Here is a 24,567-nt window from a genome sequence, read left to right on the forward strand (position 1 = left end):
ATGATTAAAATTTCAAAAGTGATGGAGGACATGTTTAAAATTGCCGCTTATCAGAGCAAACGTAGCTCAATCCTTAGTATGTAGTATTAAAGGTGCTTCGATAAATACTTTGACTATACACAAAGTAGTAGTTATAGTTCTTAAGTTTATTAGTCACTGTGCATTATTCTTCTACCGCAAGAATAAGAAAGCTCTTAACACTTTTAAAATAGTTGACATAAACTGCCTCAAGATTTGCTGATCCACAAAGACTCCTATCGCTAGTAGTACTTATGTCATTTTCTTCTATTGTGCGTGCCTTAGGCCGATCGCCGCTCACCACTGAATTTATTTCTAAGCTGAATCGACAACAAGAATTGCGGTTAAATGGCATTCCCAGGCTGCCCAAGACTTTAGTGGCTTCAGCATTAGCGCAGTCTCAGGGCAAGGATTTGTTTGTGGTTTGCGCCACTCTGGAAGAAGCTGGACGCGTTTACGCACAACTGGAGGCAATGGGATGGCAAACAGTACATTTTTACCCCACCTCCGAGGCTTCTCCCTACGAACCTTTTGACCCGGAAACTGAAATGAGTTGGGGGCAAATGCAGGTATTGGCAGATTTGCTCAAGAGTCAAGAGTCATTGGTCACTTGTACTGAGCGTAGTCGAAGTATTAGTCAGTTGTCATTAGAAACGAACCAAGAACAAATGACAAAGGACATAGACGCGCCAGCGGCTTCCCGCAGGGTAGGACAAAGGACAAATTTAGCGATTGTGGCTACTCAAGGGGCGTTGCAACCTCATTTACCACCACCAGAAGCTTTTCAACAATTCTGCCTTACCTTGAAAAAAGGTATGGAATTAGACCTGAATAGTTTCAGTGAGAAAATAACTATTTTGGGGTATGAAAGAGTTCCTTTGGTGGAAATGGAGGGGCAATGGAGTCGGCGGGGCGATATTGTTGATGTGTTCCCGGTTTCCTCAGAATTTCCAGTCCGGTTGGAATGGTTTGGTGATGAAATCGAGCAAATGCGAGAATTTGACCCAGCAACCCAACGTTCCGCCCTCGATAAAGTTGACCAGTTAATTCTTACCCCCACAAGCTTTACTCCCATCGTGATGGCTGCACTGAAAAATAGTGCTGAGTTCCGAGTGCTGAGTTCTGAGTTAAATTCTGACTCAGCACTCGGAACTCAGCACTCATCACTGATTGAAGGTAGTCGTCGCTTTTTGGGGTTAGCATTCGAGCAACCAGCATCTCTGCTAAACTACTTAGCAGAAAATACCTTGATTGCTATTGATGAGCCAGAACAGTGTCATGCTCATAGCGATCGCTGGGTGGAAAATGCCCAGGAACAATGGGGAATGGCGCATGGGGAAGAATCTACTCCCCTAAGATTGCCGAAAATTCATCGGTCGTTTGATGAGTGTTTGGCTGATGTTGCCAAATTTAAAACATTATATTTATCAGAACTCTCGGAGGAAAATAGTGGGATCAATCTTGCCAGCCGTCCTGTTCCAGCCACGCCGCACCAGTTTGCTAAACTAGCTGAAACCATCCGCCAAGAACGCGATCGCAATTTCTCGATCTGGCTGCTTTCTGCTCAACCTTCGCGTTCTGTCTCACTGTTGCAAGAACATGATTGTCCGGCTCAGTTTATCCCCAATCCCCGAGACTACCAAGCAATAGATAAGCTGCAAATCAACCATACTCCCATAGCCCTAAAATATTCTGGTCTTGCGGAATTAGAAGGTTTTATCTTGCCTACGTACCGAATAGTAATCGTTACAGATCGGGAATTTTTTGGGCAGCATTCCTTAGCGACTCCCGGCTATATCCGCAAGCGCCACAAAGCTACTTCTAAACAAGTTGATCCCAATAAGCTGCGTCCAGGTGATTATGTGGTTCACAGAAATCATGGTGTTGGCAAATTTGTCAAGCTGGAAAGTTTGACGATTAATAACGAAACCCGTGATTATTTGGTAGTGCAGTATGCTGATGGGTTATTAAGAGTCGCAGCCGATCAAGTAGGTGCTTTATCCCGGTTCCGCGCCGCAGGTGATAAAGCACCAGAACTCAACAGGATGACCGGTAAAGCTTGGGAAAATACCAAGAATAAAGTCCGCAAAGCGATTAAAAAATTGGCGGTGGACTTGTTGAAACTGTATGCAGCGCGATCGCAACAACAAGGTTTTAGCTTTCCAAGCGATATGCCTTGGCAGGAAGAACTAGAGGATTCTTTCCCCTACCAACCCACGACGGATCAACTCAAAGCTGTACAAGATGTAAAACGCGACATGGAAAGCGATCGCCCAATGGATCGCTTAGTTTGTGGCGATGTCGGTTTCGGGAAGACGGAAGTGGCGATTCGTGCTGTTTTTAAAGCAGTCACCGCCGGTAAACAAGTGGCACTCCTTGCGCCAACGACTATTTTAACACAGCAGCATTACCATACACTCAAAGAACGTTTTGCTCCCTACCCGGTAAATGTCGGTTTGCTCAACCGTTTTCGGTCTGCTGAAGAACGCCGCGATATTCAAAAGCGATTGGCAACGGGTGAATTAGATGTAGTAGTTGGTACGCACCAACTTTTAGGTAAAGGCGTGACATTCCGGGATTTAGGACTTTTGGTAGTAGATGAGGAACAGCGATTTGGGGTAAACCAAAAAGAAAAAATTAAAAGCCTGAAAACTCAAGTAGATGTGCTTACCCTCTCCGCCACTCCTATTCCCCGAACTTTATATATGTCCTTGTCGGGGATTCGGGAAATGAGTTTGATTACCACGCCACCCCCAACCAGACGCCCGATTAAAACCCATTTATCACCAATAAATTCAGAAAGTATCCGCACTGCTATTCGTCAAGAATTAGACAGAGGTGGACAAGTATTTTATGTAGTTCCACGGGTGGATGGAATTGAAGAGACAACAGCCAATTTACGAGAAGTGATACCGGGAGCTAGGTTTGCGATCGCTCATGGTCAAATGGATGAAAGCGAGTTAGAATCAACCATGCTCACCTTCAGTAATGGCGATGCAGATATCCTCGTTTGTACGACAATTATTGAGTCTGGCTTAGATATTCCACGAGTCAACACGATTTTAATTGAAGATGCTCATCGTTTTGGATTGGCACAACTGTATCAATTACGCGGTCGTGTGGGACGTGCAGGTATCCAAGCTCATGCTTGGTTATTTTATCCTAAGCAACGGGCATTATCTGACGCGGCTCGACAACGTTTACGAGCGATTCAGGAATTTACTCAGCTAGGTTCTGGGTATCAGCTAGCGATGCGCGACATGGAAATTAGAGGCGTGGGTAACTTGCTAGGTGCAGAACAATCCGGTCAAATGGATGCCATCGGTTTTGATTTATACATGGAAATGTTAGAAGAAGCAATTCGGGAAATCCGAGGACAAGAAATTCCGAAAGTGGAGGATACCCAGATTGACCTTAACCTGACGGCGTTTATTCCGGCAGACTATATCACCGATTTGGATCAAAAGATGAGTGCATACCGGGCGGTGGCTACAGCTAAATCTAAATCAGAATTAAAACAGATTGCAGCCGAGTGGAGCGATCGCTATGGTACTTTACCAGTGTCTGCAAATCAACTTTTGCGAGTCATGGAACTTAAACAGCTAGCGAAAAAACTTGGATTTAGCCGGATTAAACCAGAAAACAAGCAGCACGTCGTTTTAGAAACGCCGATGGAAGAACCCGCTTGGAATTTATTGGCGGCGAATTTACCAGACAATCTCAAGACGCGGTTTGTGTATTCTCCGGGAAAAGTGACAGTACGCGGATTAGGAGTTTTTAAAGCAGATCAACAATTGCAGAATTTGATTGATGCTTTCGGGAGAATGCAGGGTGCGATTCCAGAGGCAGCTGTTGTTTGATCAGTTTTGCTCAAGTTTCTATCAATTTAAAACCAAACCTACAGACGATAACCAGAGTGATACCAATTGTAAAAAAGAATGCGACAAATAGACCATTTGTAGAGACGCGATTCATCGCGTCTTTACCTCAGTATGTGTTGCAACCATTAAGCGAGAATAGGTAAAGTTGATGTATTTGCTAGCTGTTGACCATCATCGGGAGTTGTTCAATTTAAGTAATAGCCCAACACTCAAGGCAGCTAAACTAGCAAATCCAACGGTAGGTTCGGGAATCGATTTTGCAACTAAAAATGGTTGAATTTCAGAAGAGGAAATATAGTTGGTGAGAAAAGGCTTGCCAATATAATTAAGATAAGGTAAGCCAACAATATTAGCAGTATACTCATCTAAATTTTCAAAAGTTGAGAAAGCTAATTTAGAATTACTAGAGTTAAATCCAAAAGAACTTAAACTAGATACACCAGACCATTTCTCTTGAGGAACTTTGGAGTTACCAGAAAATATCAAATCAAACGTATTTAACTCACTTGTGTAAATCAACCCATCATTATTTTGATCCACACCGGAAAATGAACCAGACAAGATACCTCCGCCTTCCCAGCCTGACTGTGTAAAGGTATAGTCCAGAGATGCAGCTTGTACTTGCTTAACTGAGCTTCCTAGCAAACTGAAAATACTAAGAGTAGTTGTAAATGCTATTTTTGAGAAACATCTCATAGTTTTATGCCAGAGAATTGTTGAAGAAATTTTGAGATTGAAAAAGAGAAAGTACTTGCTCAAAACTAGCTATACTAATTGTTCTAATCAACCTAGTACAGCACGGCGTAAATAGATATATTATTCACAATCAGGGAAAAGCTGAGAACACAAGCTTTTTGACTTTTGACACTTCGACTCCTTTCGACTTCGCTCAAGGCAAGTCGCTCAGTGTTAACTTTTGACTTCCACCTTGCGGCACTAGCTTTTACTCACCCAAAGGCGCTCCTTCACGACGTGGGTCAGCACCACTAACTAGCCCCTGATTAGTCAGTACAATTCCGGTGGAACCACTGGTTAATTGGATAACGCTGACTGTATGACCCTTGGCTTCTAAAGCAGGTTTGAGTTTGGCAACATCTGTATCTGCTTCGAGTTCAGTTGGCCCATTACGACTACCAAAATTTGGCAAAGATAGCGATCGCTGAATGTCCAATCCCCAGTCCAGATGTCCTACTATTGCCTTAGCGACATAATTAATAATTTGCGGCCCACCAGCTGAACCAATTACCATTACTAGCTTGCCATTGCGATCAAATACCATCATGGGAGCCATTGAGCTTCTAGGACGTTTCTTAGCTTCTATGCGATTAGCAACAGGCTTTCCTTCTGATGTTGGCAAAAAAGAAAAGTCTGTCAGTTGATTGTTAAGTAAGAAGCCTCGCACCATTAATCTTGAACCAAAGGCATCTTCAATGCTAGTAGTCATTGAAATAGCATTACCTGCCGCATCGACAATTGAAACATGACTAGTAGATGGCAAATCCTTAGATTGATCTTTACCCCAGCGACTTGCTTGCTGTAACAATGGATTGCCTGCTTGGGCTTGACCGATTGAACGTTCAGGATTGATTCTCGCTGCCCGTAACTTTAGGTAGTTAGGGTTAATTAATTCTTTGACTGGTACTGGGACAAAATCTGTGTCAGCTATATATAAATTTCTGTCAGCATAGGCTAAACGTCCAGCTTCAGAAAATAAATGGACTGCTTCTAAAGAAGCTGGCTTTAAAGCTGCCAGATTAAATTGTTGAAGAATACCTAGAATTTGCAGTACGGTTAAACCACCAGAACTTGGAGGCCCCATGCCGCAAACTTTGTAAATTCGATAAGTGCCACAAACTGGCTCTCGCACTTTAGCTTGATATTGCACTAGATCAGTGGTGGTTAAATCACCTGGTACAGCAGCTTGCCTCACCTTAGCTACTATGTCTTTAGCAATATTTCCTTGATAAAAGGCATTAGCGCCTCCTTTAGCAATCTGACGCAATACCTCTGCCAAAGGCTGATTGACCAATCTTGTACCAATTGGCTTGGGTGTTCCATCAGGTTGATAAAAATAGCTCTTAGCTGGCTCGTTGCGAGATAGATATAGATCCTTACTTAGCAGAGTGTACAAACGTGGTGAAAGTGGAAAACCTTGTTCAGAAAGTTGGATAGCTCCTTGAAACAGTTGAGACCAAGGTAACTTGCCATATTTTTTGTGTGCCAACTCTAGCATTCGTACCACCCCAGGCACACCTACAGATTTACCTCCGACAACAGCATCATAAAACTGTAAGGGTTTGCCATTGGCATCGAGAAAGCGATCTGGTTTAGCCGCAGCCGGTGCAGTTTCTCGACCATCATAAGTGAGCAACTTCTTCGTTTTGGCATCGTAGTAAACAAGGAAAGCACCACCACCAATACCTGAAGATTGTGGCTCTACCAAAGTCAGTACCATTTGGACTGCAATAGCAGCATCTATAGCACTACCTCCACGACGTAGAACATCACGTCCGGCTGCTGATGCTAGTGGATTTGCAGCTACTACCACATACTTATTTGTGCGAACAGCTTCACGCTCAACTCGACCACTTCCAGCCTCTGGTGGAGGAGGGGTGTCGGCTTTGCCTATGATAGCTGGCAAGAGGGTAGCACTGAGTGTGAGGGGGAGCAAACAAGTACTTAACGCAAACTTAGATGCTGTAGTCAACGCAACTCTCCGAATTTAAATATTTTATTTATCGTCAATGCTGGAATTACAAAAAAACTCATCAAAACTCTAGCAATATAGAGAGTCTTGCTTGTTGATTTCTTGTTTACTTCACAGATTAGCTTACAAGACATCAAATTACAGCATATTAAGAGGCTAGTCAACTATTTGTTACTTTTAAAAATTTTGATTGTGTATGTATTGAAAGCAAAGCGATATCTTCTCTCCAAGACGCGAACAGTGGGCTATGCAAACGCCACCTGTACCACCTGTAAAGATATCTTTGCCACTAAGCTGTTCCACATTTAATTTGCAAATTTAAATTAGATAAACTGGTGTATCTACTGCTAAGAAAGTCAGTTTTAAAAAGTAAACCTATTTAAGGAAATATAAAATCAGGAAACAGCTTAGAATTTGGTCATTCCAGAGTTTTTATAAAACTAAACATACATGGGTTTTATCGCGCCGACTTACTTATGCCAGCCATTAGATACCTAACTCAATCCCAGAAATGAAAGTTTACAAAAAGCTATTTCAGAGAGTAGGTAAGGACAATATAGTTTATCTGTCAGGAGCAGGCGGGAATTCTAGACCCAGCCCTTTGAGTATAGTTTAGTAAAATTAAAGGAAATATCAACCCAACTTTAATTCATGATAAAAACTATTGAAGGTATTTATCAGGATGGGCAAATTCACCTCACCCAGCTACCGGAAGATATTAGCGATCGCTCTCAAGTTCTCGTCACCTTTCTAGATCCTGGCAAAATCGACCCTAGTAAATTACGCCAACTGATTGATCAATTGGAGACAATTGCTGGTATTGGACAAGGTTTTGAGGAACTCAATGCTGGTAAAACTCGCCCAATTGAGGATTTTGTCCAAGAAATGCAACAAAAGTATGGCATTTAAGCTTGAGATTACCTCAATCGCGGAAACTCAGATTGAGCAAGCTTATCGCTGGTATTGAGAGCGGAATCCTGAATTTGCTGACCGTTGGTTTCGAGGATTGATGAATGCTATTGCTACCCTACAAGAGAAGCCCCAACGTTGTGCTTTAGCAGTCGAACATGAAATTTTTCCAGAAAAGATGGTTCTCCAGAGGAATTAAAAACTAAAGAAGAAATGGAGAAAAAGTGGAGATGGTTAGTTAAGTACTTTGAACTGAAACCATCTTTTTTTGGCTTTTTTCAAGTGAATGTCAACCAGATACTTGAAGATTTATTCCATTAAGCTAGGAGAAAAAACTACACTCATCTTGGCCATAAATTGTTTTGGCACTAAGAAACTCAACACTTGCTTTTACTGAAACTTTACTGCTTCTGCTATAAAGAGCGATCGCGCTTTGCTCTCACCCCAAGCGATCGCACCCTAAAAACCCCAACAGACTGCAAGCAGAGATAATTTATAGTATGACTTTCGTAACGATTGACAGCTATGACAGAGCTACTTGAACAAGCGATCGCCAAACTCAAAAATTTGCCAGCCAATGAACAAGATGCGTAGGCGTAGCCCGCCGCAGGCATCGCGGCGATAATTTTGGCAGAACTAGAAGATGAACGCCGTTGGGATGAAGCTTTTGCCCGTTCTCCAAATATGCTTGCCAAACTCGCAACCGAAGCAATGGCTGAATACCGTGCAGGTAAAACTCAAGAGTTAGATCCAGATACATGAACTATTAAATTTAGAAGAGTGGATTGATGAAGACACTGAACCAGAAGAACCAGCAGATTGAAAAGCCGTCCTTAGAATATTATTTAAATCTTCAGTACCCTGTAACACTTTACCCCGACCCAGAGGAAGGACATGTAGCTCAAATTAAAGATTTACCTGGATGTCTTACCCAAGGCGAAACCCTTGAAGAGACAATGGCAAATCTCAATGAGGCGCGGGAATTGTGGATTGAGACAGCCTATGAAGCAGGCGATGATATTCCCTTACCAAGTAGTAATGATAGCTATAGCAGTAAACTACTAATACGGATGCCGAAATCTTTACATAGACGTTTAGCTGAGACTTCTGAACGGGAAGGCGTTAGTCTCAACCACTATATTGTGTATTTGCTGAGTGCAGTACCATAATTAACAGCAAAGTAATCTTAGTAAACTTCCATATTCTTTATAAATATTCAAAAAATACTTCAGGTACTAATCTGAATTCCCCAGATTTCAAGCGAGAGATATCTATCCATAACGCTCTATGTTTATGATGTGGTGATTCGGAAAAAACTAAACTTTCCAGTTGATAAAATTTAGAATCAACAAAGTCGCATTGATAAAGCTGAATAATTTCATGACCTTGCCTACCATTAAATATAAACAGATTTTCTATACAACCTAGATATTTAATATTCGTTAATTCTGCCTGAATTTCCTCTTGAAACTCTCGTTCTAAGGCGGCGCGGCTGGTTTCGCCAAATTCAACACCACCGCCTAAAGCACGATAAAATGTTTCTTGTTTTACGGGGTCGTAACCTTCAGAAAGAAATATGCGTTCGCCCTTGGCGTTGGCGGAGCCATCGCCATTCCGAATTAGCCCCAAGGTTATTACCCGAATTTCGCCTGCTTTATTCATTTTGGTAACTAATTATCGTAAATAGATTGAGGACAGCTTTCGTTACCCTCAATAGGCCAATCTGGATTTTCGCCACCGATGTACAATTCTTCAATAGTGACATATTCCTGACTTAGCTGGGTGAGGGCGTTGATTAAAATATCCAGAGCGATCGCATCACTGGTTCCTAAGTCAAACCAACAACGCCCCCACTGCCCCTCATATTCAAACTCACCAATGTTGTGCATCAGTGCTAGCAGGCTTTTGTCATAGCCTTGTTCATCATAATTCATGTAGCTGATATCGAGTCCAGTGTCCTGCACCTGGAGATTTTCTGCATTAAATGCACCCAATTTACCCAGATAAAACCAGGAATTGAAAACTTCTTCTACATACTGCTTTTCACGCGCAGAAGGATTTGTACTGAATTTTAGCCAAATCCACACATCAAAAGGATTAATTTCGCGGAACTGAATCTCCATTTTGGTCTAGTATCTCAATTAATGTTCTGCAAATAAGCATATCAAAGTAGGGAGTAGGGAGTTGGGAATGGGGAATGGGGACTAAGGATTCTTTAGGCTAATAGCACTGCTGCGTTCACGCTCAATTTGTTTAACTAAATCGCCTGGGAGTTGGGATTTTTTAGTCAGTGCTTTGTCAAAATTAGCGATCGCTTCCTGGATCATCTGCTGGCTTTTTTCTCTTTGCCCCAGCTGTTTCAGTATTTGGGCTTTAAGATAATAAATTTCTGGATTATCAGATGTTGTTTTGATCGCCCTGTTGACATACTCTAGCGCCTGTGGATACCGTTTTAAATCCCGGTAAGCAAGAGCAATACCCCGATCTACTAAATACCCAGGAGCAGCATTTTGTTCTAAACGCCGAATTGCCTGATCTGGGCTAGCAAAAGGCAAATTAACCGCCAACAGTAAATCCATATAACCCTTGATTAAATTCAATTCTGGATCGTTGGCAGAAATTGCTTCAGCTTTGTCTAAATATTCATAAACTTGTCGCAACCGACTAAAGGCTTGCGGCACACCGTTGACTGTACCCTCACGCGTGAGAACTACTGCTCCCTCTAAAAAATGACCAACAGCAGTGTATAAATTACCACGCAATGGATCGCTAGAAATCAGTTTTTGTCCAGTTTCTAGAGTTTTTTGGCTGTAGGTATCTAGTTTAGCCCAATCCTTATTTCCGTATGCTAAAGATGCGCTCATGGCATAAGCTAGAGGTTCATTTGGCTCTTTGGATAGTGCTTGTTCCAGATAACGCTGTGCTGCTGGATAGTTGCCTTGTTGGAAAATCGCTTTAAAAGCTGCTTCTGTTTGGTCGCCAATTTGATGAGGTTTGTTATTGCGAAACGGATCGCCAGCCAAAGAGGGATTTACCCAGACATTAAGTGCGATTACCCAAGGGGCAACGCCAAAGGCGAACGCAGCTGCAAAAGCAGCCTGAGCAAAGGTAGTGAGTTGAGCAGACACTACTAATCGAGGCGAAGAAAAACTTTTAGTCATTTTAACCTCAGAATAATTGCGGTTGAAATAGTTGTATGTGTTACTTAGAATGCAAAAATGGTTAATTTCAACTTGCCTTTGCTTCAACCAAAATTTTTTTATATATTGGTAATCTTTCCATGTTTCCAGGCTTGCTCTAGCCATTATTTCAGGCTTAGTCTGCCACAATGGAGAAAAAGTGGATAATTCTTGCTGTTAAATTACAGCAGTTTTCATGTATTTGAACCATACCTGTCGTAGGGGCGCAAGGCCTTGCGCCCCTAACGTGTGGTGTATTTACCTGAAAATAGCTGTAAGGTGTTAATCCAGGTAATGCGCTATAAATTTTTTCCAGAATTTTCCAGACACTCTCAGTGTAGCTAATCAGTAATTTGCTGACTTTTTGGTAATCTTAACAAATGCTTTATCTCCGAAATGTAAATTATCATCCCACAGCGTGCCCAACAGCAATTCTCAAATCGATCAATTTAGAATTAGCACCCCAGCAGCTAGGTCTGATTATTGGCCCGAGTGGTTCGGGTAAAAGTACCTTACTAGAAATTTTGTCGGGACTAGCCGAACCCACTACTGGCGCACTCTTCTGGCGGGAACAAGAACTTATAGCCGAACAGCTACAACAATTAGCCGGGTTGGTATTTCAGTTTCCAGAGCGACACTTTTGTGGTGGTTCGATTTTAGAAGAATTGCGTTTAGGACATCCTGAGTTAGGGTCAGAACGAGTCAGACAGGCCCTAAGTGAGGTGGGATTAGAGCATTTATCACTTTCCGCTGCTCCCCATGCTTTGAGTGGTGGTCAGCAACGACGTTTAGCTTTGGCAGTCCAATTAATTCGCCAGCCAAATTTACTGTTATTGGATGAACCCACAGCTGGTTTAGATTGGTCAATGCGTCGGCAACTGGTAAATTTATTAGCGAAACTCAAACAAGATTGGACATTGTTAATTGTGACACACGATGCTGGGGATCTGTTGGCGATCGCAGATCGTTGCTGGACACTCAACCACGGCGAACTAGAATCAGTAGACCCAAAGTCACTAGAATCCAAAGTTAAAGAACCTCTACCAACGGTGTGAGAGCAGGGGGAGCAGGGGAAGCAGGGGGAGAAGGAGAATAACTATGCTCAATGCCCCATGACAAATGACAAATGACAAATGAAAAATGACAAACTTATTGCCTGAAATGGCAGAAATCTGGCAGCAAACTCTCAATTGGCAGCCAACTGTCCAACAGCAAGCGCAATTCCAAAAGCTTTATGAGTTAATCCTAGAAGGTAATCGCCAACTAAATTTAACTCGGATCGTTGACTCCCAAGAGTTTTGGGAAAAACATCTCTGGGACTCTCTGCGAGGAATTACACCCCTGTTATCAGCAAATTTCTCTCCTGCTTCCCCTACTATCATTGATATTGGTACAGGTGCAGGTTTTCCAGGCATTCCAGTGACAATTACAGTACCTAATTGCACAATTACTCTTCTCGATTCCACTCAGAAAAAAATTACTTTTCTCGACAATATATTAACTGAACTTGGCCTTACCAATGCCAAAACTCTTGTTGGTAGGGCTGAAGAAATCGGTCAGCACCGTCAGTATCGACTAGCTTATGATATTGCATTGATTCGTGCTGTTGGGGCAGCCTCGGTCTGTGCAGAATATACCCTACCACTGCTCAAACAGGGAGGTTTAGCTATAATTTATCGCGGTAATTGGACTGAGAATGAAACAACTGCTTTAAAGAATGCTGTGAAGCAGTTGGGTGGTGTCATTGAATCAATCGAAAAATTTACAACACCCCTGAGTCACAGCATCCGCCACTGTGTGTATTTGCGTAAGGTAGCCACCACTCCAGCTAATTTTCCTCGTGCTGTAGGTGTACCAACTCAAAAGCCTCTTTGAGCCGCAAGTGCGAGAAGAAGGACAAAGTATTAACTCTAATTCCCAGAAATATACCAAGTACCATTCAATACGGTTCGGTTAAAGGAGAAAGGGGAAGAAAAACCTTTAACTCTTAACCTTAAACCTTTTCCCCAAAGGTAATTCTGAGTTCAAAATGCTTATCCGAACCGTATTGAAGTACCATTACTCGGTCGCCAGACTGCAAAATCAGTTTTGCGATTTAAAGTAAATCATTTTCAAAAGATGAATAGTGATTAAATTATCACATCAAAAAACTGGCAACAGAATATTGTTTCTGTTGCCAGTTTTTAAGCGCCTATAACTCTAAATTTCTGTCTGGTTTCAGGCAAATTTACTTGCTGCTGCAAACCGCTTGTTAATCTCATCCCAATTAACCACGTTCCACCAAGCATCTAAATAATCAGCGCGGCGATTTTGGTAATTGAGATAATATGCATGTTCCCATACATCATTACCGAGGATGGGATATTTACCTGCACTTAAGGGACTATCTTGATTAGCTGTAGTTGTCACTTCTAACTTGCCACCTTTATTACGTACTAGCCAAACCCAACCACTACCAAAACGACTAGCACCAGCTTCGTTAAACTGTTTTTTGAAAGCTGCAAAAGAGCCAAAACTTTGATTAATTGCGGAGGCGATATTTCCTGTGGGTTCTCCCCCACCTTTGGGCTTCATAATTTGCCAGAACATTGAATGGTTCACATGACCACCGCCATTATTGCGTACCGTTCTACGAATATCTTGTGGCACATTGTCAATTTTTTGCAACAGTTCTTCAACAGTTTTACCTTTGAGTTCTGGATGTTTCTCTAAGGCTGCATTCAAGTTTTTCACATAAGTTGCGTGGTGTTTGTCGTGGTGAAATTGCATCGTTTTGGCATCGATGTGTGGTTCCAGTGCTTCATAGGCGTAAGGTAAAGGCGGTAATTGGATAGCCCCTGTTGTATTTGGTGTTCTATTTGGTGTTGTGGCGGAAGTTGCAGTGTTTTCTTGAGGAAGTTTCTCTGCCGATGCACAAGCATCTAATGCAAAAGCACCCGCACCTGCTGTAAGTAAAAACAAGAAATGGCGTCGATTAATAGTCATATAAGTTTTTGCAGCTAATCCATTAAGTCTCTATTGCAGTTTTATTTTCTTAGATTCTGGCTACAAAAAATTGGAAATTAGCGATTATTTCTGATAGTTTAAGAAACTCTTTATAAGATTCTATCCCCAGTTTTGGGATCAAATACAAACAACTGATTTAAATCGAGTTGTAGATAAAGGCGATCGCCTGGACGAAGACGCACATCACCGCCTACCTGAATATTCAACATCACCGCCGAACCAGGTAAACCAGCACGAATCAAAGTTTCCCTTCCCAAAGGTTCTACAACTTTCACTTCAACTGATAATAATGCTGAGTTTTGAGTACTGTTCCCAGTAGCGTGGCGTTCAGACGGTTCTGAGTCAGTGTTTATTTTTATATGCTCTGGACGAATCCCCAAATCATAACTGTATCCCTGACGTAACTGTAATTTTTCTTTCACAACTGCTGGAATTGTTAATAACTGTCCACTTACATCAAAACCGTTATTTTCATAGATGGCAGGCAAAATATTCATTGGCGGACTGCCTAAAAAAGTTGCCACCATCTGATTAGCAGGACTTGCATAAATAGTTTGGGGATCGCCAATTTGTTGAATTCGCCCGCGATTTAGCACAACAATTTTATCAGCCAAAGTCATCGCTTCAACTTGATCGTGGGTGACGTAAATTGTTGTAATCCCTAATTCTTGATGTAGCTGTTTCAATTCTGCCCTTGTATCATCGCGCAATTGGGCATCTAAATTAGATAAAGGTTCATCAAGTAAAAACACTTGGGGTTCCCGAGCGATCGCTCTTCCTAATGCTACCCTTTGTTGCTGTCCCCCGGAAAGTTGTTTGGGCTTACGATCCAGCAAGTGATCCAGAGAAAGCGATCGCGCCACATTCATCACGCGTTCTTGAATGATTTTCCGGTCAACCTTCCGCATTTGCAAGCCAAAGCCGATGTTTTCTGCCACACTCATGTGAGGATAGAGAGCGTAGTTTTGGAACACCATCGCCACATCGCGTTGTCTGGCTGGGATATTATTCACCAAGCGATCGCCAATAAAAAGTTTGCCAGATGTAGCGGTTTCTAAACCAGCAATCGTTCGCAAAATTGTAGATTTACCACAACCCGATGGCCCAACTAAAACCCAAAACTCGCCATCAGGAATTTCAAAGGTAATATCCTCAATAGCGGTGACATTATTGAATCTACGCTTAATATCTTCTAGACGAACGTTTGCCATTAATTTGATTAAAGTTAATAGTTAGGAGTTAGGAGTTAGGAATTTTAAGTTTTGAGTTTTGAGTTTTAAATTAAAAACCTCTTCAACTCATAACTAATAACTTCTAAATCATAACTGTGTCCAAGCTGGGTGAGAGAGTAAAGAAGCAAAGACTCGTACTCCCCGAAGTTGATTAGAGAGGGGTAAGTGACCTCTAGGCGCACTCAAATCCCAGGTAAACTCGTTAGGGTATCGCGTCCAGTTATTACCTGCTTTCCAGCCAATTTTTGGCCAGAAATTCTCCCAATTTTTACCCAAACTTAACCAGATTTCTCGCTGCACTGAAAAGCCAAATTTACCTTCGGAGTGGACTAACCAGAGGTTGTTAATGGTTTGCAAGTCAACAGCCGAGGTATTTTCTACCTCAGTAAAGTACAACCATTTTCGTTGTACAGCCGTTGGCCCTGACAGTTCACACATTTTTTCGATGGTGACGCGATCGGCTGCTTGGAAGTCTTGAACAGCTAGTAGCTGTTGCAAAGAATTGTAGTTAATCCCGCACTCTGATTTTAGAGGTACAATTCCTTCAGGAAAACAGGAGCGCAAAAATTCTTTGGCTTGAGGTGCATCAGAACTGTAAAGGACTTGGTAAGCTTTGCCATCAATCCAAGTCGCTGGGTTTTCACGTCGTTTCAGTAAAAATTCCATCAACACGTCTAATCCCTCATTACCCAACTCAGCTAACTGTGGGATTATCTGTTGTTGGACTTTTTCAGACCCAGCGATTAACGGTTGTCGGAGGGAGTCGATGTCATTTGCAGGGCCTGATAAAATCATTGGGTCTGTCATGCCATTCTTGTGTTAACGGTCAGTGAAAGAGCGGTAAGCTATCGGGCATTTTCTAAAGTGAAACACTGATAGCGAAAAGTAGTTTACTATTTTTGATCGTACAAAATTGCGATCGCTTCACTGAATCCCACACTTAATCCCCAAATAATGTACAAGGGGAATAGGGGGAAAATCTGTGCCTTATGGCTTGGTGAACAAAAGACATAGCACAATATACAAGCCTGCCACATAAGGTTTTTTTGAATAGCAGCGTATCGATTAGGAGTGTGTGAACTATGTACGACAAGATTACCCCCCCCGCAACCGGAGCAAAAATCACCTTCAAAAATGGTGAACCAATCGTACCGGACAATCCAATTATCCCCTTTATTCGCGGCGATGGTACAGGTATAGACATCTGGCCTGCTACCCAAAAGGTGCTAGATGCTGCGGTAGCCAAAGCATATAAGGGTCAGCGTCAAATTAGTTGGTTCAAGGTTTACGCTGGGGATGAAGCCTGCGATTTATACGGAACATATCAATATTTACCTCAAGACACTCTTACAGCAATTGAAGAATATGGTGTAGCTATTAAAGGGCCTTTGACTACTCCCGTTGGGGGGGGAATTCGTTCTTTAAATGTAGCGCTGCGACAAATTTTTGACTTGTATGCCTGCGTGCGTCCTTGCCGTTATTATGCAGGTACGCCCTCACCTCATAAAAACCCCGAAAAGCTCGATGTAATTGTTTATCGGGAGAATACGGAAGATATTTATTTAGGCATTGAGTGGCGACAAGGTAGCGAAATTGGCGATCGCTTAATTAAAATTCTCAATGAAGAACTGATCCCCGCCACCCCAGAACATAGGAAAAAACGCATTCCTCTTGATTCTGGAATTGGGATCAAACCCATCAGCAAAACTGGTTCTCAGCGTCTAGTTAGACGTGCCATCAAACACGCTTTGCTATTGCCCAAACACAAGCAACAAGTGACTCTGGTGCATAAGGGCAACATCATGAAGTACACCGAAGGTGCTTTCCGCGATTGGGGTTATGAACTAGCAACTAGTGAATTTCGCCAAGAAACTGTCACCGAACGGGAATCTTGGATTTTGAGTAACAAGGAAAAAAATCCGAATATTTCCTTGGAAGAAAACGCCCGCGAGATCGATCCTGGGTTTGATAGTCTCACCGATGAGAAGAAAGCGCAAATTGTCAAGGAAGTTGAAACTGTTCTTAACACAATTTGGGCAACCCACGGCGATGGCAAATGGAAAGAGAAAGTTTTGGTGAATGACCGAATTGCTGATAGTATTTTTCAACAAATCCAAACCAGACCGGATGAGTATTCGATTCTGGCGACAATGAACTTGAACGGCGATTATTTGTCTGATGCCGCCGCCGCCATTGTTGGGGGATTAGGAATGGGGCCAGGGGCAAATATTGGTGATTCTAGTGCCATATTTGAAGCTACCCACGGCACCGCACCCAAACACGCCGGTTTAGATCGGATTAATCCAGGTTCAGTGATTTTGTCTGGTGTGATGATGCTGGAATTTATGGGTTGGCAAGAAGCCGCAGACCTAATTAAGAAAGGTTTAAGCGATGCGATCGCAAATAGTCAAGTTACCTACGATTTAGCCCGGTTGCTGGAACCGCCAGTTGAACCTTTAAAATGTTCTGAATTTGCCGACGCAATTATTCAGCATTTTGGTTAAGTCTATTAGGGTTAAGTCGAATTACCCCACCCTAACCCTCCCCTTGTAAAGGGGAGGGAACTGGATCTCTTGTTTCCCGCCTTCTAAAGCGGAGAGAACTGGATTTCTTGTTTCCCGCCTTCTAAAGCGGAGAGAACTGGATTTCTTGTTTCCCGCCTTCTAAAACGGAGAGAACTGGATCTCTTGTTTCCCCCCTTTGCAAGGGGGGATTAAGGGGGGTAATTTAACTTGTGCATACAACCCTAGCTTTTTTAAGGGTGGTTAGGGGAGATCGACAAATATTTAATACTCCTCAGACATCCTCTAATAAATCAACCATTTTAAAAAAGCGAAATGGCATTTTATTTGCAAAAAACACCAAAATCAAAAAGCAAACTGGGGTTTGAGTAAGTCAAATGGCATTTTGAGAAAGTCAAAGCTTCTTTTGCTTGCGGAAAACACCAAAATGAGTAAGCAAAAGCTTCTTTTGAGAAAGTCAAAGCTTCTTTTACTTGCGGAAAACACCAAAATGAGTAAGTAAAAGCTTGTTTTGAGAAAGCAAAAGCTTCTTTTACTTGCGGAAAACACTAAAATGAGAAAGCAAACTGGGGTTTGAGAAAGTCAAAGCTTCTTTTGAGAAAGTAATTGCGGATTTTGCTTATTGAATTTAGTCCAAATATGAAGTTTAGATAAAATTATTGAAAAAATTGCTGAGAAATTTTGAACCGTCAGATTTTAAAGTAGTCAAAAAACAAAGTCCCCGGCTTTTCTAAAAAGTCGGAGATTTTTTTGGGGCAATCCCCTTATAAAGTTTCGGTTATTCGGATTTAGAGTTATCGAGAACTCGGCGCAAGTTCTCCATTAATTCGGATTTAACCCTATCGGTAATTGCTTTAACTGTGATTTCGCTAATTTATCAGGTGCGATCGCTCCATTCTCTGTAATGATGGCTGTAATTAACTCGGCTGGGGTGACATCAAAAGCTGGGTTGTAAAAATCTACACCCTCAGGTGTGAGAATAGTATCGCCAACTTGATAGATTTCTGTTGGTTCGCGTTCTTCGATGGGAATTTGACTGCCATCGGCTAATTCAAAATCAACGGTGGAAAGGGGCGCAGCGACAAAGAAGGGGATATTATGGGCTTTAGCTGCGATCGCTACACTATATGTACCAATTTTATTAGCAGTGTCACCATTAGCAGCAATGCGATCGGCACCCACAACTACAGCATGAATCAAACCTTGTTTCATACAATGGGCTGCCATATTATCAGTAATTAATGTCACTGGAATCCCTTCTTGCACGCATTCCCAAGTGGTGAGTTTTGCGCCTTGCAAGCGGGGACGGGTTTCGTCAGCAAATAAACGTTCTAAACGTCCTTCTCTCCAAGCAGAACGCACAACACCCAAAGCTGTGCCATAACCAGCAGTAGCTAATGCACCGGCGTTACAGTGGGTAAGCAGCCTCAGCTTTCCTGGGGTAGACGGTAAAACAGCCAAACCATTGTCACCGATCGCTTGACAAGTTTGCAAATCTTCAGCGTTGATTGCTTGGGCTGTTTGGAAAAGGGTTTGCTTAATCTCTTCTACCGTTCCCAGCGTTTCGTAGGCGGCTTTAAGCATCCGGCTAATTGCCCAAAATAAATTTACCGCCGTGGGACGAGTAGAACGCAACAACTGGGCTACTTTATCTAAGTTTTGCAGAAATTCATGGCGATCGCTTGTCTCAATTTCTCTTGCACCAAGATACATTCCATAAGCCGCAGCCACACCAATTGCTGGCGCACCTCGCACAATCATCGTTTTAATTGCCCGCGCCATATCTTCACTGCGGTGAATTTCCACAAATATATATTCGTTTGGTAAGCGAGTTTGATCGATTAGTGACACTGAGTTGTTATGCCAAATGACCGGATAAACCTGGTTTGTCGAAGGTGTCATAGAAAAAGGTAATTAATGGATAGGCAATATTTTTTACTTTAATGCACCCTGATGATTTCATTCTTAAACTGATTAAACGTTCTGGGTATGGATTTAAAAGCTTTGAAAATTTTAGAGTCAGATGCTCTTATTAAATTGGTATTTTATTCACTAGTTGGTATATTTAATCACTAATTAATCAAAAAATAGAGCAGTTGCACTGTAATACAACTGCTCTAAAAACTACTTAGATAGATATTTACTCTACCTATCCACAGACCCCATAATTACGTCAACACTGCCAAGAATCACCACAATATCTGCAACCTTCATCCCGCGCAGTAAATGTGGAACAATCTGGAGATTGTTAAAATCTGCTGCACGAATCTTCCAACGTGCAGGGAAGACATTATCATCGCCAACCAAATAAATTCCCAATTCACCTTTGCCACTTTCTACACGAGCGTAGATTTCACCTTTGGGCATCTTAAAAGTGGGAGAAACTTTTTTACCGATGAATTGGTAATCAAATGCGTCCCACTCGGATTTTTTACCTGCGGCTAAACGCTTGGCTTCTAGATTTTCGTAAGGGCCGCCAGGAAGTCCTTTAATTGCTTGGCGAATAATTTTCACAGATTCGCGCATTTCCCGCATCCGCACTACGTAACGGGCAAAGCAATCACCGGCAGTTTCCCACTGCACATCCCAGTCGAAATCGTCGTAGCATTCGTAATGGTCAACTTTCCGCAAATCCCATTGCACGCCAGATGCACGTAACATTGGGCCAGAAAGTCCCCAGTTGATTGCTTCTTCACGGGTGATAGTACCAATACCCTCAACACGTCGCCGGAAGATGGGGTTATCGGTTACTAAGCGTTCGTACTCATCAACTTTTGGCAATAAGTAGTCGCAGAATTCCAGACATTTATCTACCCAACCGTAAGGTAAATCGGCTGCTACCCCACCAATGCGGAAGTAGTTGTTATTCACCATCCGATAACCTGTAGCAGCTTCCCACAAATCATAAATCATCTCCCGTTCCCGGAACTGATAGAAGAAGGGAGTTTGTGCGCCTACGTCAGCAAGGAAGGGGCCAAACCATAGCAAGTGGTTAGCGATGCGGTTCAACTCCAGCATGATGACGCGGATGTAGCTAGCGCGTTTGGGGACAGCGACACCTGCAAGCTTTTCTGGGGCGTTAACAGTGACAGCTTCGTTGAACATTCCCGCCGCGTAGTCCCAGCGACTAACGTAAGGAACGTACATTACATTAGTACGGTTCTCAGCAATTTTTTCCATTCCTCGATGCAGGTAGCCGATGACCGGTTCACAGTCAACAACATCCTCGCCATCCAGAGTCATGATTAGCCGCAGAACCCCGTGCATTGAGGGGTGGTGTGGCCCCATGTTTAGCACCATTGGTTCAGTGCGGGTTTCTAGTCTGGTCATAGATTTTGTGTTCTCCCGTTGTGTTCGTGTAGCGTGCCGAAGGCAAATTTTGAATTGAACCGCTTAGATGCCAACCAGAATGTTTTAGTTTGTTGCACTTCTTCAACTATTATATGGAAGCTCGATATCCACTTAATTGAGGCATCGGATTTTTTTCACCTCATTATTCTGCCGCAAGGGGAAAAGGGAAAATAACTTATGCCCAATGCCTAATGCCCAATGCCCCACGACTTCTGAGTTTTTACGTAAGCCCTACAGATATTGTGTCAGCTATATTACAGTTTTATGAGGCTGATACATAATTTATGGCTTTCAATCAAGAGCGTTTTGATAGGCTAATTCAGAAGTTAGAAGTTTTTGCTAACAAACAACCGCATCTTTATAAATTGCACGTTGCTTTTTTGGCTACTTTAGGGTACGCATATATACTTTTGGTTCTAGCTGTAACATTGACTCTGCTGGTAGGTATTATCTTTTTGATGCTTAACGCTAAGTCAATTCATGCCTCATCTGTGAAAGGTGTTCTGTTTTTGCTGGCGTTCGCATTGGTGTTAGTGCGATCGCTTTGGGTTTCTTTTCCCCCACCTACAGGTTTACCATTGCAACCCAAGGATGTACCCAATCTCTATTCTTTAACTAACGAAATCTCATCAAAGCTACAAGCCCCACGGTTTCACCACATCTTGCTGACTAACGATTTTAATGCAGGGGTTGTCCAAAGACCACGCTTAGGTTTGCTGGGATGGCAGCAAAATTACTTAATTGTAGGTTTACCGCTAATGCTAGCACTGCCACCCGAACAATTTCGTGCTGTCTTAGCCCATGAACTAGGACATTTATCAGGAAATCACAGCCGTTTTAGTGGTTGGATTTATCGCCAACGTGAAACATGGTATCGCATTATTAAAGGGTTACGACAAGGTGGAAATGAAGTATCATCGTTAATCTTTGAGCGGTTTTTGACATGGTACAGTCCGTTTTTTAATGCCTATTCTTTTGTGTTAGCACGGATGGATGAATATGAAGCGGATAGATGTGCCGTTGAGCTAACGGGAGAAAAAAATGCTGCTGAAACATTGATAAATGTGGAAGTCAAAGCTAGATTTCTAGAAAGATATTTTTGGTCTAGCATCTATAAACAAGTTGAAACAGAAATCGAACCACCAAAAATGACTTATATGGCTATGCAACAGGCTTTAAGTCAGAGACTTCATCAGGAAATCACAAGTACTTATTTAAGTGAAGCTTTAACGGAAAAAACCAACAATGCTGATACTCATCCTTGCCTGAAAGATAGACTCAAAGCTTTGGGATACATCCTCAATTCTCGGCAGGAATTAGCTATATTTGCACCAATTGAAATCAGTGCTGCTCAGAAATTTTTGGGAAATAGATTAGAAAAATTCATCGCACATTTTAGTCAAGCTTGGCGAGAAGAAATAGCAACACCTTGGCGACAGAAATATGCTGATTTTCAAAATTCAATAGCTACTTTAAAAGATTTAAATCAAAAAGCAAAAACACAACAACTAACTTTAGATGAAGCTACTCAACGAGCCTTTTTAACATTTGAGTTTGATGGTGAAGAAGCGGTTATACCACTATTACAAGAAATTATTCATCGTGATGCTCACCACGCCTCAGCTAATTATTTACTAGGTCAAATATTATTAAAAAAACAAGATGCGACTGGAATAGAATACATTGAGAGAGCAATAGAGCAAGACTCAAGTATAGTTATAGAAGGTTGTCAGACAATTTGCTATTTTCTTCAAAAACAAGGAAAAATTAAGGAAGCAAAATCTTATCAAGAACGTGCCGTAAATTATCATGAATTAATTTTGAAAGCACAGCAAGAACGTTCCAGTGTGAGAGAAAAGGATAAATTGGAATCTCATACTGTTTCAGATATAGATGTAAATAAGCTTCGTCAGCAGTTTGATCATCACCCGGATATAAAAACTGCTTACTTGGTGCAAAAAAATATGCAATTTTTTCCTGAAAAACCATTTTACGTTTTAGCTTTGAAGCGGGAAGTTACTTTTTTAGAAGGTCTTGAGAAACCCGATCACTCTAAACTTGTGAACAGCTTGTTACAGGAAAACGAATTTCTCGATAATGTATTCATTTTTATTTTAAATGACCATTTAAATATGGAGAAAAAATTAAAAGTGATACCAAATTCGATGATTTACCAAAAGAAAGGTAAAAAATAGCACTACAAATGCTTAAATCTCAACAATGAAAGCTGACGCTGAGTTTATGATATTTTCTTTTGTGTCTTAGTGGTTTAAAAACTATTTTTTAGCTAGGAACCACAAAGACACAAACAAAAGAATACATAATTAAAGTTCATCTGTGGTTTTTTGCCCTAAGTCTCATGAATCGTCAGCTAGCTATTGAAGAACCGATATTTTCCCATCTACCAGTGTTACCGCAGGAAACGATCGCAGGTCTAGCGGTATCTCCAGGAGGTCATTATCTTGATACGACGGTAGGCGGTGGAGGTCACAGCCGTTTGATTTTAGCAGCTGCGCCAGATGTACAAGTAACAGCAATTGACCAAGATGAGGATGCTTTAGCAGCAGCGAGGAAAGAATTAGCTGAGTTTGGCGATCGCGTACAATTTATTCATCGCAATTTTGCTGACTACGAGTTCCCCCCTAATACTTTCGATGGTATTCTCGCCGATTTGGGGGTAAGTTCTTACCATTTAGATCAAGCAGAACGGGGTTTCAGCTTTCGCCAAGCTGCAAATTTAGATATGCGAATGGATCGAGGGCGATCGCTAACTGCTGCTGATGTAATTAATAATTGGGATGAAGCAGAATTAGCAGATATTTTCTTTAAGTACGGTGAGGAGAGATTATCGCGGCGCATTGCCAGACGCATTGTAGAACGGCGACCGTTGCACACGACTACAGAATTGGCTGAAGTGATCGCTTCTTCAGTTCCCCCGAAATACCGTTATGGGAGAATTCACCCGGCTACCCGTGTTTTTCAAGCTCTGCGAATTGTTGTCAACGATGAGTTAAAATCCCTAGAAACCTTTTTGGATAAAGCACCAAATGCCCTTGTCCCTGGTGGCAGAATTGCGATTATCAGTTTTCACAGTTTGGAAGACCGTCCGGTGAAACACGGTTTAAGAAATTCACCTTTATTAAAAGTATTAACAAAAAAACCAATTATTGCTCAAGAAGAGGAAATTAGTCAGAATCCGCGATCGCGATCGGCCAAACTAAGGATAGCCCAAAAGCTGGTGTAACTACAATGCAGCGTTAAACTGTTCCATCTCAACGATCTGTTAACCTAGCGTTGTTGAAGAGTTAAAAAAGAGTAGATGGAAATTATTAATCTGTTTACGGCGGGTGGCATAGTGATGTGGCCTCTGCTGGCGTTTTCCTTGTTAGGCGTGGCGCTAATTATCGAACGGATCATTTTTTGGGTAAGGATAAATAATCGGCAAAACAAGGTAGTGCGAGAAGTATTACAGCTTTATCGCCTTGATAATGTAGTTAGTGCTTTAGATCAATTGCAGAAAAATGCTGATTTACCCATTGCTCGGATTTTTTTAACAGCTTTAGAATTGGAGGAGCCAACACCAGAGGAATTTCGTTTGGCATTAGAAAGTGAAGCACAAGCCGAAATCCCCTTACTCAAGCGATCGCAAAATATTTTTGAGACAATTATTGGTCTTGCGCCCCTATTAGGACTTTTAGGAACTGTATTAACCCAAGTTGCGGGTTATCAAGCTGTGGGTACTAAGACTTGAATAGTCGTGCG

The 24,567-nt window shown here is 42.0% G+C and carries 19 protein-coding genes and 2 pseudogenes; 10 read left to right on the forward strand and 11 right to left on the reverse strand.

Translation table 11 applies throughout. The annotated features are described in order from the left end of the window. The first annotated feature begins 272 nt into the window (after window positions 1-272). A complete protein-coding gene (mfd, locus tag RMY16_RS28725; RefSeq protein ID WP_322739220.1) occupies window positions 273-3,878 on the forward strand; it encodes a transcription-repair coupling factor in 3,606 nt (1,201 codons plus the stop codon). Window positions 3,879-4,070: 192 nt separating this feature from the next. Here mfd and RMY16_RS28730 read toward each other — a convergent pair whose 3' ends face one another. Then, the gene (locus RMY16_RS28730) at window positions 4,071-4,595 is read right to left on the reverse strand and encodes a hypothetical protein (protein ID WP_322739221.1); all 525 of its coding nucleotides are present in this window, start codon (window positions 4,593-4,595) and stop codon (window positions 4,071-4,073) included. Window positions 4,596-4,842: 247 nt separating this feature from the next. Then, window positions 4,843-6,606 carry a gamma-glutamyltransferase gene (gene ggt / locus RMY16_RS28735; RefSeq protein WP_322739222.1) on the reverse strand — a complete coding sequence of 588 codons (1,764 nt, stop codon included), beginning with the start codon at window positions 6,604-6,606 and terminating at the stop codon, window positions 4,843-4,845. Window positions 6,607-7,257: 651 nt separating this feature from the next. On the opposite strand from ggt, the gene RMY16_RS28740 reads away from it, so the two are divergent. Further along, window positions 7,258-7,515 carry a hypothetical protein gene (locus tag RMY16_RS28740; RefSeq protein ID WP_322739223.1) on the forward strand — a complete coding sequence of 86 codons (258 nt, stop codon included), beginning with the start codon at window positions 7,258-7,260 and terminating at the stop codon, window positions 7,513-7,515. A gap of 413 nt (window positions 7,516-7,928) precedes the next feature. Here the strand turns inward: RMY16_RS28740 and RMY16_RS28745 are convergent, their stop codons facing one another. After that, entirely contained in the window at window positions 7,929-8,129 is a 201-nt protein-coding gene (locus RMY16_RS28745) for a hypothetical protein (protein WP_322739236.1), read from the reverse strand. Here RMY16_RS28745 and RMY16_RS28750 point away from each other — a divergent pair. Together RMY16_RS28750 and RMY16_RS28755 are read left to right on the forward strand one after the other, a co-directional pair. Further along, window positions 8,041-8,277 (forward strand): annotated as a pseudogene (locus RMY16_RS28750) (hypothetical protein). The gene RMY16_RS28745 and the pseudogene RMY16_RS28750 overlap by 89 nt on opposite strands. 26 nt (window positions 8,278-8,303) lie before the next feature. Further along, window positions 8,304-8,684, forward strand: coding sequence for a type II toxin-antitoxin system HicB family antitoxin (locus RMY16_RS28755; protein WP_322739224.1), 381 nt, complete (start codon window positions 8,304-8,306; stop codon window positions 8,682-8,684). A gap of 37 nt (window positions 8,685-8,721) precedes the next feature. Here RMY16_RS28755 and RMY16_RS28760 read toward each other — a convergent pair whose 3' ends face one another. The 3 genes from RMY16_RS28760 to RMY16_RS28770 all read right to left on the reverse strand — a co-directional run bounded on the left by RMY16_RS28760 (window position 8,722) and on the right by RMY16_RS28770 (window position 10,676). Beyond that, a complete protein-coding gene (locus RMY16_RS28760; protein WP_322739225.1) occupies window positions 8,722-9,177 on the reverse strand; it encodes an NUDIX hydrolase in 456 nt (151 codons plus the stop codon). 8 nt (window positions 9,178-9,185) lie between these two features. After that, on the reverse strand, window positions 9,186-9,638 hold the full coding sequence (locus RMY16_RS28765) for a DUF3531 family protein (RefSeq protein ID WP_322739226.1): 453 nt from the start codon (window positions 9,636-9,638) through the stop codon (window positions 9,186-9,188). An 81-nt stretch (window positions 9,639-9,719) separates the two neighbouring features. Continuing rightward, complete coding sequence (locus tag RMY16_RS28770) at window positions 9,720-10,676, reverse strand: Sll0314/Alr1548 family TPR repeat-containing protein (protein WP_322739227.1); 957 nt, start codon at window positions 10,674-10,676, stop codon at window positions 9,720-9,722. A 398-nt stretch (window positions 10,677-11,074) separates the two neighbouring features. Between RMY16_RS28770 and RMY16_RS28775 the strand changes: the two genes are divergently transcribed. Then, window positions 11,075-11,749 carry an ABC transporter ATP-binding protein gene (locus tag RMY16_RS28775; protein WP_094353410.1) on the forward strand — a complete coding sequence of 225 codons (675 nt, stop codon included), beginning with the start codon at window positions 11,075-11,077 and terminating at the stop codon, window positions 11,747-11,749. 85 nt (window positions 11,750-11,834) lie between these two features. Continuing rightward, window positions 11,835-12,569: a 16S rRNA (guanine(527)-N(7))-methyltransferase RsmG gene (gene rsmG, locus RMY16_RS28780; RefSeq protein WP_322739228.1), complete on the forward strand. Its 735-nt coding sequence runs from the start codon at window positions 11,835-11,837 to the stop codon at window positions 12,567-12,569. 342 nt (window positions 12,570-12,911) lie between these two features. Here the strand turns inward: rsmG and RMY16_RS28785 are convergent, their stop codons facing one another. The 3 genes from RMY16_RS28785 to RMY16_RS28795 form a co-directional block, all read right to left on the reverse strand. Further along, entirely contained in the window at window positions 12,912-13,679 is a 768-nt protein-coding gene (locus RMY16_RS28785; RefSeq protein WP_322664752.1) for a superoxide dismutase, read from the reverse strand. Between the two features lie 110 nt (window positions 13,680-13,789). Continuing rightward, entirely contained in the window at window positions 13,790-14,911 is a 1,122-nt protein-coding gene (locus RMY16_RS28790) for an ABC transporter ATP-binding protein (protein ID WP_322739229.1), read from the reverse strand. Between the two features lie 108 nt (window positions 14,912-15,019). Next, on the reverse strand, window positions 15,020-15,739 hold the full coding sequence (locus tag RMY16_RS28795) for a GUN4 domain-containing protein (RefSeq protein WP_322739230.1): 720 nt from the start codon (window positions 15,737-15,739) through the stop codon (window positions 15,020-15,022). Window positions 15,740-16,014: 275 nt separating this feature from the next. Here RMY16_RS28795 and RMY16_RS28800 point away from each other — a divergent pair, with 275 nt between their 5' ends. Beyond that, window positions 16,015-17,436, forward strand: a complete 1,422-nt coding sequence (locus RMY16_RS28800) for an NADP-dependent isocitrate dehydrogenase (RefSeq protein WP_322739231.1) — start codon at window positions 16,015-16,017, stop codon at window positions 17,434-17,436. 840 nt (window positions 17,437-18,276) lie between these two features. Here RMY16_RS28800 and mtnA read toward each other — a convergent pair. Next, entirely contained in the window at window positions 18,277-19,356 is a 1,080-nt protein-coding gene (mtnA, locus tag RMY16_RS28805; protein WP_322739232.1) for an S-methyl-5-thioribose-1-phosphate isomerase, read from the reverse strand. Window positions 19,357-19,599: 243 nt separating this feature from the next. Beyond that, window positions 19,600-20,784, reverse strand: a complete 1,185-nt coding sequence (locus tag RMY16_RS28810; RefSeq protein ID WP_322739233.1) for an NAD(P)H-quinone oxidoreductase subunit H — start codon at window positions 20,782-20,784, stop codon at window positions 19,600-19,602. Between the two features lie 305 nt (window positions 20,785-21,089). Here RMY16_RS28810 and RMY16_RS28815 point away from each other — a divergent pair, with 305 nt between their 5' ends. The 3 genes and pseudogenes from RMY16_RS28815 to RMY16_RS28825 form a co-directional block, all read left to right on the forward strand. Beyond that, window positions 21,090-23,000 (forward strand): M48 family metalloprotease, encoded by a 1,911-nt coding sequence (locus tag RMY16_RS28815; protein WP_322739234.1) that lies wholly within the window; start codon window positions 21,090-21,092, stop codon window positions 22,998-23,000. Window positions 23,001-23,164: 164 nt separating this feature from the next. Beyond that, a complete protein-coding gene (gene rsmH / locus RMY16_RS28820; RefSeq protein WP_322739235.1) occupies window positions 23,165-24,049 on the forward strand; it encodes a 16S rRNA (cytosine(1402)-N(4))-methyltransferase RsmH in 885 nt (294 codons plus the stop codon). A gap of 75 nt (window positions 24,050-24,124) precedes the next feature. After that, window positions 24,125-24,553: pseudogene (locus RMY16_RS28825) on the forward strand (MotA/TolQ/ExbB proton channel family protein); the annotation flags it as partial. Window positions 24,554-24,567: the final 14 nt, after the last annotated feature.

It is taken from the genome of Nostoc sp. DedQUE12b, assembly GCF_034530835.1.
In the GTDB taxonomy this organism is placed as follows: Bacteria; Cyanobacteriota; Cyanobacteriia; order Cyanobacteriales; family Nostocaceae; genus Nostoc.

Coding starts and splice junctions, on each gene's coding strand:
- RMY16_RS28730 (WP_322739221.1), bottom strand. CDS start 4,595: ATGAGATGTTTCTCAAAAATAGCATTTACAACTACTCTTAGTATTTTC.
- RMY16_RS28815 (WP_322739234.1), top strand. CDS start 21,090: ATGGCTTTCAATCAAGAGCGTTTTGATAGGCTAATTCAGAAGTTAGAA.
- RMY16_RS28755 (WP_322739224.1), top strand. CDS start 8,304: ATGAAGACACTGAACCAGAAGAACCAGCAGATTGAAAAGCCGTCCTTA.
- rsmG (WP_322739228.1), top strand. CDS start 11,835: ATGACAAACTTATTGCCTGAAATGGCAGAAATCTGGCAGCAAACTCTC.
- mtnA (WP_322739232.1), bottom strand. CDS start 19,356: ATGACACCTTCGACAAACCAGGTTTATCCGGTCATTTGGCATAACAAC.
- RMY16_RS28745 (WP_322739236.1), bottom strand. CDS start 8,129: ATGCCTGCGGCGGGCTACGCCTACGCATCTTGTTCATTGGCTGGCAAA.
- RMY16_RS28740 (WP_322739223.1), top strand. CDS start 7,258: ATGATAAAAACTATTGAAGGTATTTATCAGGATGGGCAAATTCACCTC.
- mfd (WP_322739220.1), top strand. CDS start 273: ATGTCATTTTCTTCTATTGTGCGTGCCTTAGGCCGATCGCCGCTCACC.
- RMY16_RS28785 (WP_322664752.1), bottom strand. CDS start 13,679: ATGACTATTAATCGACGCCATTTCTTGTTTTTACTTACAGCAGGTGCG.
- RMY16_RS28800 (WP_322739231.1), top strand. CDS start 16,015: ATGTACGACAAGATTACCCCCCCCGCAACCGGAGCAAAAATCACCTTC.
- rsmH (WP_322739235.1), top strand. CDS start 23,165: ATGAATCGTCAGCTAGCTATTGAAGAACCGATATTTTCCCATCTACCA.
- RMY16_RS28795 (WP_322739230.1), bottom strand. CDS start 15,739: ATGACAGACCCAATGATTTTATCAGGCCCTGCAAATGACATCGACTCC.
- RMY16_RS28765 (WP_322739226.1), bottom strand. CDS start 9,638: ATGGAGATTCAGTTCCGCGAAATTAATCCTTTTGATGTGTGGATTTGG.
- RMY16_RS28790 (WP_322739229.1), bottom strand. CDS start 14,911: ATGGCAAACGTTCGTCTAGAAGATATTAAGCGTAGATTCAATAATGTC.
- RMY16_RS28810 (WP_322739233.1), bottom strand. CDS start 20,784: ATGACCAGACTAGAAACCCGCACTGAACCAATGGTGCTAAACATGGGG.
- RMY16_RS28770 (WP_322739227.1), bottom strand. CDS start 10,676: ATGACTAAAAGTTTTTCTTCGCCTCGATTAGTAGTGTCTGCTCAACTC.
- RMY16_RS28775 (WP_094353410.1), top strand. CDS start 11,075: ATGCTTTATCTCCGAAATGTAAATTATCATCCCACAGCGTGCCCAACA.
- RMY16_RS28760 (WP_322739225.1), bottom strand. CDS start 9,177: ATGAATAAAGCAGGCGAAATTCGGGTAATAACCTTGGGGCTAATTCGG.